A 12,791-nucleotide genomic window follows, 5' to 3' on the forward strand; every position below is an offset into this window, starting at 1 on the left:
TAAAGCACAGGGGCTTTCCATTGACGCTACATACCGTTGCCACCCGTTTGCCCATGGGCTGGAAAAATCCACTGCTGCGAGTCGTGTTCATCACAGTGGCGGCGACATTCAGCTGGCAGCCGCTGAGCGCATTGGCCGGGTCTGTGGCCCCGGCCAATTCCGCCTCTACTCTGCCTGTCGATAACACCGAAACCTCACTGAACCTTGATGAGCGAAAGCTGATTCAGGAAGGACTGATCTGGGGCGGTTTTTATCAAGGCCCTATTAACGGCAACTTTGACAAAGACACCCGCTATGCCATTGCAGCTATTCAGCAACAGTATAAACAGCCCGGCACCGGTCTACTGAACGCCGACCTGGCCATGCATCTGGGTGGTTCAGCGCTGAATAAGCGAATAGCATTCGGCTGGACCACCGGAACTGAGCCCAAGACCGGGGTGAGACTCGGTTACCCCGCAAAACTACTTACTGTGCTCACCAGCCCAAACGCCAATACCGTGAATCTGAATACTGAGGACAGCAGTGTTTCATTGCGGGTTGAGCGGCTGATCAATATGAAGCCCGGCCAGATTGATAAGATTTACAACAATCTCGCCAGCGACCACAAGTCCACTGTTACGTACAATGCCAGGCATGCTGATTCATTCGTTACTGCGGGCTCCCGTGGTCCACTTAAGTTCTGGCGTCACTATACGCAACGCGGGAATGAGATTCGTGCATTCGACCTCGTATGGCTCGGCGAGCGAGATGCAGATATGAAAGCCCTCGCGATATTGATTTCCAACAGCTTCGACCCGTTCAATACTTCCGGCCCGCAAAAAGAGGCGCAATACCCTTACCTCTCCAGCCTCGCCCGAGCGGCAAATAACGAATCGGCTGGCGACAAACCAAATGCCGTGCCCGCTCAGTAGAGCTATGCGCCAGAAGCCAGACTTGAGAAATGAAGCCAGTCTTCCAGACGGTTCATTTGCATGAGACTTCCACTGGCCCTCGTTGGCGCTGTCTGTCTGGTCGCGGACATATCCATCGTGAGTGCGAGCGAAACAAGCGCCGTGACCAATGAGCAGGGATGCATCAGGCAGCGCGGCGGTCCACAGGATCCCGGCACGGTGCCGCCGCCCGTCATGGATGCCTGCGTGGGCCCCTACTCTCTGCGCATTCCCGCCAACTATTTCGATGACCAGATGGGACCGAACTTTGATGGCAGCTTTGGGTTGTATCTCGAATACCCGGACCTGACGCCCTTCGCGCCAGGCGAACGAACACACCTGACACTGGATGTGGCCACGCGCACGGTGAACATTGGTTATGTCTACCTCGACCGGGTAAGCGCCGAGGCGTTTATGCGACGACAAACCGTGCCAGACGGTTCTGGCGAAGATGCGCCCGAAATGGATATCCAGACGCGTATCAAAGGCAAGGAGGTCGATGGGCTTACACCTTATTACGCCGATGTTGCTAAGTATCGCGCGCACTATCTGGCGAAGGGACTGAAGCCATCCAACTCCATCATGGACGCCAGCTATTACATGGACTGGTACGTGGCGCGCGATACGCGAGGTCAAATCGAGACGATCATCAAGTGCACATCGCGCGAAGTCCAAGAGTCCGGCGTGGAATATCGTGACGGCAAGCTGATACGCAGCAAGGAGCGCCAGTTACCCGAGTGTGAGCACACGTTTGTCATGCCCGGGACGAAGGTGGCCGTGAAGATCAACTATGTGCGCTTCGCGCTCAAGGACTGGAAGAAGATTCAAGACCGCGCACGGAGCGCACTGCAGGAATTATCTCGTGATGCTGGTTTGACCCGCCGTTAATGAAGAAACCGAGGTTGTGCTGTTGCAAGACATCATCCACAAGCAACTTGAGGAGATCGGGTCATGACCCAGTCGTATTCACCAAACCCGGCCTGCTTATCGATAAAAACTACGTCTACGCGCGCGATGAAGCTTATCTTTGCGCTGAGCCTTGCAGGGCTATCGCATTGCGCTTTGGCTGCCAGTTTCGATTGCAACAAGGCCTCGACCGATACGGAAAAGCTGATCTGTAGCGATGCCGAGACATCCGCGCTGGATGGCAAACTGCAGCAAGCCTATAAGACGGCACTGGCTGCGACCGATGCGTATGGCAAGAAAGCGCTGGCTAAAGAACAACGCAACTGGATCACTTACAGTCGTGGCCTTTGCCAGGATACGACCTGCCTGCAACAGGCATATACCTCTCGCATCGCCATGCTGGCGCGTAATGAGAAAAATATACTCGACGGTGAGGCTTACCCGGACTGCAAGCTGCCGGGCGAAGCCAACCAGACCGCCAGTAGCGAATGCGTAAATGTGATGCCTGTCCGAGATCCCGACTCCCGGATCGACTCATTCAACCAGTCGCTGAAACAGCGCAAGCAAAACGGCCAGGTGATTGGTTGCAGCCGACTGATTGATCTGCCGGTGGGTGTAGCCGGAGGTAATCACAGTTTTGGCGGCCTCTGCGTCCTGCAGGAAGGTGCGCAGCGCAAAACCGTGATGATCTGTAACGACGATATGTTTGGCCATTTCCAGGTACAGCCGTCCACTTTGCAGGACGTTTCAGACAAGCGCCTCATCGATTTCACCTATGCGCAATGCTATGGCGGTTAATGCGCACCGTTATCTAAATCCAATAATCCACTCTGATAGTCAGTTACTGCCACAGGATTAAAAAGATGGGATTTAAAGTTCACTTGGTGAGTATTTCGCTGCTGTTATTCAGCCTGCAAGCCGGAGCGCAGACAAGGTGCCCTATGGGCGTTCAGGCGGGCAGCATTCAATGCATTCCGGATGACCCGCAGACCAGTCAAAGTGCACCTCCCCGCATGACCGGCGAATGGATAAAAACATGGGGAGCAGTTGCAGGTTCGGATGCAACTGGCGAGTCCGGAGCGGTGGTCGGCAAGTTAACCGAAGAGGAAGCGAGGTCGGTAGCCCTGCATCGATGCGCTCTAGGAGGAGCCACTGACTGCAAGGTGAACCTGGCCTATAAAAACCAGTGTGTCGCACTGATCTCCAGTGAAATCAATAGCGTCGTACAAGGCTCCGTTTCGGAACAGAGAGCGATTGATTTGGCGATGGCCAGTTGTAAAGAAGATAGCGGTGGCCGTGAATGCAAGGTCCTGTACACCGCCTGCTCTGATCCGATTTTTCGCAAATATTAAGCTTTTTGTGTCGAGTGTGAGCTAACTAAGGAGGTTTACGGTCAGCGCACGCCAGCTTCTTCAAGGCATGGCAACGCTGACCTGGCGTTATCTGTCACTGACTTGGAGCGTTAGTCCCAGGCGCCCAAAACGCTCTATAGGTGAACTCCGGCAACGTAGTCGCGAGCTCCGGTCGACCTATTTTGACCATGCCGTTGGTTCGCCGAGTGCTTGCCTTACAGACGAAATCATAGGGCCGCTCCAGCATGGTGCGGGCAACCGGTTCCCACTGAGTACTGGTCGGTCCCTGGGTGACGTCGCCCGAACGCAGTTTGGAATTCGATTCGTCTACACTGTACAGTCCAGCCTTACACTGAAAGGCAATCCTGTACAGGGTGAAGAGAGGTTTGTCCTTATCTTCGAACACATAAACAACATCCACTGAACGAGTGGGCTCAGCACCTGATTTCGAAGGACTGTCCGCGACGGAAAGAGCATCGGCATAAATGACTTGCCGTTTCGGCTGGTCCCCACTTCCGAAGATTAGCCACCAGTCAGGCATTGCGGCAACTGCCGCGCCTGGGGCGATGACGAGCGGGGACAGGACGGCGAGAACCAAAGCGTATTTATGCACCAGCGTTTACTCCCGGAGTTGCTGACAATAAGAGTCGAACAAACTTTTAATTGACGTTAATGATCGCATACCCTCTTTAGCGTTCAATAGCACACCTGTACTATTCACCACGACAACTCCGGGACCTATAGTCAAGGTCTCGAACATGCCATTGCAGGATTGAAAAGTATGCTCAAAAACCTGTTCAACAGTCTTTTCAATCGTCCGCTGACAAAAGATCAGTTCGCCGAACACCTCATCGAGGCTGCGCGGGAAAAAGGCTTTACCGGCCCTCTCGAATACCGTCCGGAAGAATTCAGAATCGAGCATGGCGATAACAGCTACCTGAATCTTCACAATGCGTTTGACGAGTATCAGAACGCTGATAAAACCGAAAAGCCTCAAATAGTGGCCAGGTATGTGACGGCGTTTATCCATGCCAGCTCCGCCCCCTCAGCATCGTCCCGGACTTTCGAAGACACCAGAGCCCTGTTGCGTCCGGTTATTCGTAACCTGGCGACGTATGAAGAAATTCGCCTGAATCAGGTCCGCACTAAAGGCTGGGATGCCCCGTTCGAAATAGCCCAGCGGACCTTTGGCAAAGATTGCGCTTTACTGCTCGCAGTCGACTACCCCGATTCGCTATCAACTTTGTTCAGCGGTATCCCTGATGACTGGGGAATCACGCTGGACGAAGCATTATCGATTGCAATTCGAAACCTGCGTGACGAGACCGAGGACCGCTTCGAAGAAGTCGCGCCGGGACTTCATGTCGGTCGTTGGAATGACGGTTATGACATCAGTCGGGTACTGCTGCCTGACGTTTTGCAGCGAATCCCCTTGCAGGGACAGCCCGTTTTCATGATGCCAACCCGAGACATTTTGATGGTGGCCGGTGACAAGGATGAGCACGGAATTCGCCATATGATTGAGGTCTGCTTTCAGGTAATCGAAACCGGGTGCGCCGTTTCCAGCCAGTTATATGTGTATCAGGACGAAAATGTCGTCACGTTCTTGCCTCAGGACGAGGACAGCCAGGCCCGTCTCGCCACACTGGAACGGATGCTCCTTCAGGGTGAGTACGATTCACAAAAGACGCTTCTTGATGCGCTCCATGAGGAACAGCAGGAGGATGTGTTCGTTGCGTCTTACTTGCTTTACAAATCGGATGAGTCCGGCGAAAGCACTTTTTCCATCTGTAGCTGGGCAGAAAACGTCATCACGCTGCTGCCCAAAACAGACCGGGTTTCGCTTGTGCAACCTCTGCAGGATGGAACAACCCATACGCGCATTGTGGAATGGGACGAACTTGAAAGTCGGTTCGGCGAGTTGATGAAGCCTGTGGACCTCTACCCGATCAGGTACCGGGTCGATGGATTCCCGTCGGCCGAGCAGCTCAGCCAACTGCCGTAACGCTCAGGCTATTAGGATTTCAAACCACTGCCACGGTGTCAGCTTCGTCACCATCATCAACACCGCGACGAACATGCCAAGAAAACCGCAAACACCCATCCAGAACCATTTCTGGTAGAGGTTATGGTACCGATCATCCAGTAACAGGCCCTGTTCAACCGCGCTAAATGCCAGCCCATGCATCCGCTTTTGCAGGACAAGGACCGGCAGCCAGAGGGCACCAACGCCAATGAAGATCGCCACCGAAGTCATCAACCAGGGTGAAGTCAACGGCAGCCCCGCAAGCGTCACCAGCAAGTAGCCCGTACCGAGCTGAAGAAAGCCTGCGGGCGTGGTAATCCAGGTATCGAACCGCACCACCATCGCACAGACATGAGCGATGACTTGTGGGTTGCGAGTGCGACTGGCTGCGATCAGATAAAGAAACGAGCCCATGCCGAATCCGAACAGGAAGATCGCCGCGATCACATGCAAATACTTCATCGCCAGATAAAGCATTGATCAACCCTGCTCATCTGAAAAGCGTACAGCCAGCTTTATATTCTGCGGATCGTTCATAGCTGCCAGATATTCGTCAACGCTGATCTCCCCTACGCAGGGTCGGGCGCCTGGCTGCGGACGATACTGCTGAGCGACTTTCGCCATCAGCGCTACCGCGGCACAACTGGGAATCTCCGGACCTTTGTCGTTGTCCGCCGTTAACTGGGCATTCATGGTCAGGGCTTTACCATCCACGCCCACACCCTCGACATCGATGTACATGGCACTGAGACCGTCACCGAAGCGCTCGAATAACGTCCCCCAGCGATGCAGTCGTGCGGCCCACCCCATCCGGTCCTTGACCAGCCCTGCGCGCAAGGAGGCTGCCAACAGGTAATTGGCTACGCCCCCAAGCTTGAGGCCCGAGCCAGCTTTGAAACTCAGGGTGTGCGCGCCATAACGGCTGCCAAAAATGTCGATATCCGGCACGTCGACGTTAGCCAGCACGCGCGTGCCCAGATGCTGCATTTTGCGTAACGTCAGATCCTGCCAACCCGAAACTTCGTGGACTTTACCGCCTCGCAGTTGTTTGATCGGCTTGCCAGCGTAAGCGAGTACACCTTCAACGGTGGACAATCCGGGCATTTTTGCCGAGGAAGAGATGCCATGTTCAATGACATCAATACGGCTGAAGCGGTGACGGTACTGGTCAATGATGGCTGATGACAGCGTAGGCACCGAGCTGCAGCCGCTGAGCAGGGTTACACCTGCCTGTCTGGCTGCTGCGTCGAGAATGCCGATACCGTTGACGAAAGCTCGGCAGTCCGCCAGGTCACAGTAGTTGACCCCGGCCTCGATACACGCCTGGGCCACAGCATAGGACTGCCCCTGAAATGGACCGCCTGTATGGATGACCCATTGGATATCCAGCGCGCGCAATGCCGAACCGAACTCTGCGCCCATGGCATTACCACACCAGTTCTCACATATGACGCCCGATTGGCCTTGCAGCGTACTGACACTCTCAGCCAGCCTTTCAGGGTTGCGCCCTGCAATCACAAGTACAACGTTGGGCATGTTGATCAGGTGTCGGCAAACAATTGTGCCGAAATTTCCATACCCGCCAACCACCATGACTCTCAACGACATCCAATGCTTCCCTGTCTTAAATACTGTTCACGTTAACATTCGCCGCTAAGTTGATCAGGCCCGTTCCACAGGTTTCTCACACATTGACAGCAGTGTCAGGCGCAGTTCCGAAGGTCTCAGCGGTTTTGACAGCACAGAGATGTCCCGTGCCTGCGATGCCTCCTGGACCATGTCCACTTCTCGGCCGGTGACAATCAGCGCGGGAACATCCCAGCCCCGAGCCATGCGGATGCTGTCGATGCAATCGAGACCGTTGGCTTTCGTACCCAGATCGTAATCGGCCACGATAATGTCGCAGTTGGTACTCAACCCTTCCGCCGAACTGGCGGTCTGTACGTCGCAGCCCCAGCGCTCAAGCAAAGCTGCGGTGGCCATGAGGACGTTGTTGTCGTCCTCCACCAGGCAAATTTTAACGCCCTTGAGCAGGCTGTGCCCCAGTGTTTTTTTGCGCGGTTGCTGCACGGGCGCAGCGACTTCTTCGAGACCGTGAATGGTCACGCTCGTACCACGGTTCACTCTGGATTTAATCTGAATCTGCACGCCGATGATCTGGCTGAGTCGCTTGACAATGGACAGGCCTAATCCCACGCCTTCTACATCCTTGTCGCGCTCGTGGCGTATTCGATAAAACTCATCCCAGACGTTGGGGAGATGCTCGGCGGCGATCCCCGGCCCTTGATCATGGACACTGATCGACAGCGCTCCCTTATGGCTGCGCACGCCGATCAGTACCGGATGGTTTGGTGCGTATTTGAGTGCGTTGGACAGTATGTTCTGAACCATGGTGGCAAGGAGCGTGGCGTCCACCCTCACCCACCGGTTACAAGGCCGGATTCTGAGTTCGACACCGGCCCAGCGCGCGGCGGCGATATTCTGCTGGGCGATTTCGCCGAGCATTTCGCCCAGATTGACCACGTCTGATTTGGCCGACACCTTGCCGCTGTCCAGTGTGTAGATGTCAAGGATCGAGCGGAATAGTTGTGCCACGTTGTGCAGTGACCGATCGATATTGTCCACCAGCTTGCGCTCGTAATCCCCGAGCGGGCTTGAACGCAGGCAGGCAGTGAACATGCCGATGGAGTGAATGGGCTGACGCAGGTCGTGGCTGGCCTGGGCGAGAAAACGTTCTTTCTCCTGATTGGCAACGGTGGCCTGCTCCGACGCCTGGCGCGTCCTGACCAGCAAGATATGGGCGTAGCCCGGCACTAGAATGGTGACAGCAACCAGCATCAGGACCATGAACGGCTGGGCCTGCCAGTACGGAGTCAACTGATAAATAATCAGGATCGCCAACAGTGCCAGAGACGCAGCAATCGCCAGATAGCGCGAGCCGTAGCGCATGCCGTTGCCCAGCGTGACCCAGACCATCACACTGAAGATCGGCAGCGTCGCCTCTCCGCCTACCACCAACCCTACTGAAATCCCGGTGTAATCGTGCACCATGCCGAATATCCGACGTGCAGGGAATACGCCAGGCCGGGTGATAATGTATTGCCGCAAGATAAACGAAACCACCAGAAAACCGGCGTAGTAAGCAATGATCGGCTCATACTGCGCGACATCGTATCCCGGCAAAAAACCTATCAACGATACATAAGTGATCGCCACCGTTGCCACGGTCAATCTCAGCGTGGCCTGATCCAGTTCAGCGTTTTTCCGGTCTGTCATGAGTAACCCTGCCGTTAGTCTGGCGGTGATGCGCGGTCTTGCTTCGTACAAGTTTAAAGATGAGGCATGGAAGATTCATACAGCAAGTCGCAGAACCGGATTTATTTTCCCTGATGAGCCTTGCCAAAATGGATCTCGAGTGGCACCGGGGGCGTATCGTCAAGACTTCCTTGCCGCTGCACAGTCACCTGATAATGCCCCGTCTCAAGTTTTCTCTTAACCAGGTCGGCATTGAGATAGTTGCCTGCCCATGAGTCTAATTTAGGATGCATGACCTGCTCGTTCAGCATCTCAATACCGCTCTCGATTTCTTGAATGCGGACTTGAAACACTAACGCAGATCCGGGCTCGCGCCATGTGTCGTTCTCACGGGTGTCACCTCCCGCCAACGCCCAGGCTTTTTTCCGTTCGATGCCGTCGCGGTAGGGATACTGCAGCGCCACGGCATAACGACCGGGTTCCGTCACCCATACCTCAAGGTTTGTTGTACTGGTTGGGCCCTGCATATCCAACAGCACGCTATACCTTGGCGTGCGATCTGGCGTGAACTGTGTAAGCAGGAATACGACGAAAAGCACGATGATCCCGGATACGACTGCCAGAATCCCGAGCGCACCGGCCAGCAGTGTTCTAAGCAAGGAAAGCCTCCCGGCGCAAACGCGCGTTGCAATACTTAAGGATTGAGAAAGTTGGCGTCAACACACCCAGGCGGGTGATCGCTGTTATTGTCCAGACACTGCACCAGTGGGTAGTCACCTGGTAGGAGATTACTTCGTCGAAAATCAAAACCTGATGGTAGATGCTTAAAGGTTATTGCTCGCGACCTCTTTCAGGCAATAGCACATCTGTACTATAGGCAGTTTTGGAACAGCCCCCTTAAGCTATCGCCATAAACGAAATCCGCCCCACCGTTAAAAGTATGCGTCGCCCGGTCACTCCACATGGCAAGTAACCTGCCATTGCTGTCGCCCCCGCGCGCGAAGAATTATACCACTCTATTTTCAGATCAGAGGTAACAGGCATGGGTACTTATTGCCAACTGGCAAAATTCAAAGGTTTGGCGACCGCAGCCATGTTAATGGCCGCGTTAACAGCCTGTTCAAGTGGAATCGGGAGTTCAATTCCTGGACTGGATTCTCTGACGGGTGATTCGAAGTATGCGCCTGAGTACATTAAGGCAAACATCATTGCCGGCAAATCTTCAAAACAACAGATCCGGGAAAAGTTCGGTGACCCCACATCGGTGCGTGATGATTTAGGCAATAATTCTGCTGAGTGGGTCTACGATAGTAAAGACTCGAAATTGGGCAAGCTCGCGGATATGGCCTATAAATACACCAGCCGATATGGAGCGGGCGATTCGGCAAGCGCCATTATTGGTGGCCAAAACAAAGTGGGTGATGCTCAGGAGATTGCAACTGACGCTGGCACGCTTACAGGCAGCAACACTCCCGGAAAACAGGTAAAAATAACCTCGATACATATTGATTTCAGAGGTGACATCGTACGAGCGTTCAGAACCTATTGAGCAATGACCGATGCCTTTTAAAGATAAAGGCATCGGTTCTCGGGCACATGGCTAACCGGGTTTTATCAGAACCGGTAAGTAGCCCCTACCCCAAACAAGTTAGCGTCGCTTTGATAAGTCGCACTGTAACTCGCCAACGCATTGGAGCGACTGACATCAACGCTTTCTTCCTTGAGGTAGGAATAAGCAAGGTCAATCGTTAATTGCGGCGTCACGTTATAACCGACACCGACGCTGAATATCTGCCGATCACCGGTCGGCGTGCGCGGCGAACGATTGGTGTTGCTGGTCGGCGATTGATCGAGTGTCAAACCGGCGCGCACGACCCATTGCGGATTCAACTGGTAAGCCGTGCCGATGGCATAAGCCCAGGTGTCATGCCAGTTCAGGCCCTCCTGAATGGAGCCAGTCAAGGCCGAAGCCAACGCACCACCCTGCGCTGCCGAGATCGGCTGATTACGCAGACTCAGGTCCTGCATGCTGCTCCAGCCCGTCCAGGTCGCGCTGGCGAAGACCTTCCAAGCGTCGGTAACTTCCTGGGTAACCGAAAGATCGTAGGACTCAGGCGTGGTCACTTTCAGCGTGCAGTCATAACGGTTGCTGGCCAGTATTTGCGGAGGCGTTCCTGCACCGGTGGCGACCTGAGTGTGGCAGTCCAGTTTGTAGTCGACTTTGGAGTGGTAGGTCAGCCCGATCCGGGTGGTGTCGGTGGCATTGAACAACACACCCAGATTGAAACCGACAGCCGAGTCGTCACCTTTGACCTTGACGTTGGTGTCAGGAATGGCCGGATTCAGTGTGACGTCGGACTCAAGCGTGCCAGCAATGCGGTTGAAGGTAGGCCCGAAGCCGATCGACAATCTGTCGTTAAAGGCGTAGCTGACGGTGGGCTGCAGCGTGATGACCTTGATGTCGCTCTTGCTGGCGAACATCCGTCCCTGAAAGCCGTTTTCGTAATCAGTCGAGAGGCCAAACGGTGCATAGACCCCAAAACCAAAGGACCAGTGTTCATCGAGCTTTTGCGTATAGAAGCCGAATGGCACCGTGCTGAACGGAACCATATCGCCGTCGTTGCTGCCAGTGGAACGGCCGCTGACATTGCTGATGTCCGTGGAGGCGTCGATGAATGTTGCGCCCGCGGTAATCTGCGTGCCTTCAAGGCGCGCCATGCCTGCCGGATTCCCGTACACGGTACCTGCGTCATTGGCGGCCGATGCGCGCCCTGCCTGACCACTGCCCATGGAACTGATGCTTTGTTCAGTGCGGGCGAAGCCGCCAGCAAGAACCTGAGTGGATACAAATGCAACGGCAAGGCCAAGGGTTGTCTTGAGCATGGTCATTTCTTTCTTCAGAACCCGTTATTGAAAAGTGCCGGGGAAGATCATCAACGATGCCTTCTCTTCCAACATGAATCGGCGCGAGGCCGAGGCGAGTCCGTTCACACAACAATCCGATAAATCAAGCGCGCAGTTTCATGGCGCGTTATTGCGAGGTGGTGACGATTTTTATCGTTTCGTTAGTCACGTCCGGCAATCCACCATGGGCTGGAACAAAAGTTTTTATGAGCCGCCCGCGGTACTGCCCGGCCGACGCAAACCAACTCTCGATGACAGCCAGATTTCGCCCATCCTTGCTGGAAGCGAGTCCCGAGGAAATCTCATTGGTGAACTTGCAGGCATCAAAGGTGCCCAGCGGAGTCGTTATTGATTCTCGCCCGACATAGGTGTGCTTTTCAGTGATCTCGTACTCGACACCAGGCCCGGCCGTGACGGTTTTGCTGCGATAGCTGACCGTGAAGGTTTGCCCCGGCTGCAGATCAATCGGGACGGCTGGTGGCGGCTCGTTGTAGGTGGCGACCAGCGAAGCACCGCTGCCGTGCTGGTTGCCGTATCTGATGAGCTTGCCATCCACCAGGTCGACGAAGGCGTACCCGGTAAAAACCGGGTCGTTATTAATCAGTGTGGTTTGTGCCTGCATCAACGGATTGGCGCCGGCAAATGACTGACGGCCGAGTGTTTCGGTTTTGTTGTGCCCTGGCACTGCGGGCGCGCTGCTGATCCGCGTTTGAGTTTCGACCACCGAGCCTTGACGGAAGTCGGTCTCGGCAACGCAAGTGCCTGACGACTTATCGCTGGCAGCCGCTGAGCCTGCAAATACCCCGCTCCAGGCCACAACCACCAAAACTGCCAAGCGCGTTGCTTGTTTTGGATAACGACGTTTCAAACTGATTTCACCCATGGACAGTCTCTTCACCGCTACAACCGCCCCACGCCTGCACTCGCAGCACAAATCATGGGCTGCGTCGACGTAAAGACAAACCACGGACGATATCAGTCGCTGAAAACGTGCTCAATAGCACATATGTGCTATATGGCCTTGATTTGGGTGTGGGCTTTTATTGCGCAAGATCTACTCCCCGTGTCGCTGACACCGCGCTGTCTCGCAAACATTGCGATCTGTAGGAGCTGCCGAAGGCTGCGATCACGGTCTGCCAGGAGAAATGCTTCGCAGCCTTCGGCAGCTCCTACAGAAAACGCTTTCAATCCAGTAGTTTGCACGTTGTTTGATGAGAGCCGATTGACCAGGGTACTTCAGCCCCGAAGGGTTTAGATGACACCGCGCTGTATCGCAAACATTGCGATCTGTAGGAGCTGCCGAAGGCTGCGATCGCGGTCTGCCAGGAGACAAGCTTCGCATCCTTCGGCAGCTCCTACAGAAAACGCTTTCAATCCAGTAGTTTGCACGTTGTTTGATGAGAGCCGATTGACCAGGGT

Annotated in this window: 12 protein-coding genes; 6 read left to right on the forward strand and 6 right to left on the reverse strand. The window is 54.7% G+C overall.

All coding sequences use genetic code 11. The features are described from left to right. Window positions 1–20: 20 nt before the first annotated feature. The 5 genes from RX972_RS02985 to RX972_RS03005 all read left to right on the forward strand — a co-directional run bounded on the left by RX972_RS02985 (window position 21) and on the right by RX972_RS03005 (window position 5,192). Window positions 21–911 carry a peptidoglycan-binding domain-containing protein gene (locus tag RX972_RS02985; RefSeq protein ID WP_316872518.1) on the forward strand — a complete coding sequence of 297 codons (891 nt, stop codon included), beginning with the start codon at window positions 21–23 and terminating at the stop codon, window positions 909–911. Window positions 912–971: 60 nt separating this feature from the next. Further along, complete coding sequence (locus RX972_RS02990; protein ID WP_231675479.1) at window positions 972–1,817, forward strand: hypothetical protein; 846 nt, start codon at window positions 972–974, stop codon at window positions 1,815–1,817. A gap of 126 nt (window positions 1,818–1,943) precedes the next feature. After that, complete coding sequence (locus RX972_RS02995) at window positions 1,944–2,633, forward strand: lysozyme inhibitor LprI family protein (protein ID WP_122805225.1); 690 nt, start codon at window positions 1,944–1,946, stop codon at window positions 2,631–2,633. Window positions 2,634–2,698: 65 nt separating this feature from the next. Further along, on the forward strand, window positions 2,699–3,187 hold the full coding sequence (locus tag RX972_RS03000; protein WP_231675477.1) for a DUF4189 domain-containing protein: 489 nt from the start codon (window positions 2,699–2,701) through the stop codon (window positions 3,185–3,187). A 781-nt stretch (window positions 3,188–3,968) separates the two neighbouring features. Further along, complete coding sequence (locus tag RX972_RS03005; protein ID WP_316872519.1) at window positions 3,969–5,192, forward strand: hypothetical protein; 1,224 nt, start codon at window positions 3,969–3,971, stop codon at window positions 5,190–5,192. A gap of 3 nt (window positions 5,193–5,195) precedes the next feature. Here RX972_RS03005 and RX972_RS03010 read toward each other — a convergent pair whose 3' ends face one another. The 4 genes from RX972_RS03010 to RX972_RS03025 all read right to left on the reverse strand — a co-directional run bounded on the left by RX972_RS03010 (window position 5,196) and on the right by RX972_RS03025 (window position 9,127). Then, the gene (locus RX972_RS03010; RefSeq protein WP_231673406.1) at window positions 5,196–5,690 is read right to left on the reverse strand and encodes a DUF2269 family protein; all 495 of its coding nucleotides are present in this window, start codon (window positions 5,688–5,690) and stop codon (window positions 5,196–5,198) included. Window positions 5,691–5,693: 3 nt separating this feature from the next. Further along, window positions 5,694–6,821 (reverse strand): saccharopine dehydrogenase family protein, encoded by a 1,128-nt coding sequence (locus tag RX972_RS03015; protein ID WP_316872520.1) that lies wholly within the window; start codon window positions 6,819–6,821, stop codon window positions 5,694–5,696. A gap of 54 nt (window positions 6,822–6,875) precedes the next feature. Continuing rightward, on the reverse strand, window positions 6,876–8,489 hold the full coding sequence (locus tag RX972_RS03020) for a hybrid sensor histidine kinase/response regulator (RefSeq protein ID WP_231673404.1): 1,614 nt from the start codon (window positions 8,487–8,489) through the stop codon (window positions 6,876–6,878). Between the two features lie 101 nt (window positions 8,490–8,590). Next, window positions 8,591–9,127: a DUF5625 family protein gene (locus RX972_RS03025; RefSeq protein WP_231673403.1), complete on the reverse strand. Its 537-nt coding sequence runs from the start codon at window positions 9,125–9,127 to the stop codon at window positions 8,591–8,593. A gap of 383 nt (window positions 9,128–9,510) precedes the next feature. Here RX972_RS03025 and RX972_RS03030 point away from each other — a divergent pair, with 383 nt between their 5' ends. Continuing rightward, entirely contained in the window at window positions 9,511–10,017 is a 507-nt protein-coding gene (locus RX972_RS03030; protein WP_027899950.1) for a hypothetical protein, read from the forward strand. Window positions 10,018–10,082: 65 nt separating this feature from the next. On the opposite strand, the gene RX972_RS03035 is transcribed toward RX972_RS03030, so the two are convergent. Together RX972_RS03035 and RX972_RS03040 are read right to left on the reverse strand one after the other, a co-directional pair. Beyond that, entirely contained in the window at window positions 10,083–11,351 is a 1,269-nt protein-coding gene (locus RX972_RS03035; RefSeq protein ID WP_231673401.1) for an OmpP1/FadL family transporter, read from the reverse strand. 148 nt (window positions 11,352–11,499) lie between these two features. Beyond that, a complete protein-coding gene (locus RX972_RS03040; protein ID WP_316872521.1) occupies window positions 11,500–12,255 on the reverse strand; it encodes a hypothetical protein in 756 nt (251 codons plus the stop codon). Window positions 12,256–12,791 lie beyond the last annotated feature (536 nt).

This window comes from Pseudomonas syringae group sp. J309-1 (assembly GCF_032582135.1).
GTDB lineage: Bacteria > Pseudomonadota > Gammaproteobacteria > Pseudomonadales > Pseudomonadaceae > Aquipseudomonas > Aquipseudomonas quasicaspiana.

Excerpts from the sequence above, each read along its gene's own strand:
- RX972_RS03000 (WP_231675477.1), top strand. The coding sequence starts at position 2,699 with ATGGGATTTAAAGTTCACTTGGTGAGTATTTCGCTGCTGTTATTCAGC.
- RX972_RS03015 (WP_316872520.1), bottom strand. The coding sequence starts at position 6,821 with ATGTCGTTGAGAGTCATGGTGGTTGGCGGGTATGGAAATTTCGGCACA.
- RX972_RS03030 (WP_027899950.1), top strand. The coding sequence starts at position 9,511 with ATGGGTACTTATTGCCAACTGGCAAAATTCAAAGGTTTGGCGACCGCA.
- RX972_RS03020 (WP_231673404.1), bottom strand. The coding sequence starts at position 8,489 with ATGACAGACCGGAAAAACGCTGAACTGGATCAGGCCACGCTGAGATTG.
- RX972_RS02995 (WP_122805225.1), top strand. The coding sequence starts at position 1,944 with ATGAAGCTTATCTTTGCGCTGAGCCTTGCAGGGCTATCGCATTGCGCT.
- RX972_RS03040 (WP_316872521.1), bottom strand. The coding sequence starts at position 12,255 with ATGGGTGAAATCAGTTTGAAACGTCGTTATCCAAAACAAGCAACGCGC.
- RX972_RS02990 (WP_231675479.1), top strand. The coding sequence starts at position 972 with ATGAGACTTCCACTGGCCCTCGTTGGCGCTGTCTGTCTGGTCGCGGAC.
- RX972_RS03035 (WP_231673401.1), bottom strand. The coding sequence starts at position 11,351 with ATGCTCAAGACAACCCTTGGCCTTGCCGTTGCATTTGTATCCACTCAG.
- RX972_RS03005 (WP_316872519.1), top strand. The coding sequence starts at position 3,969 with ATGCTCAAAAACCTGTTCAACAGTCTTTTCAATCGTCCGCTGACAAAA.
- RX972_RS03010 (WP_231673406.1), bottom strand. The coding sequence starts at position 5,690 with ATGCTTTATCTGGCGATGAAGTATTTGCATGTGATCGCGGCGATCTTC.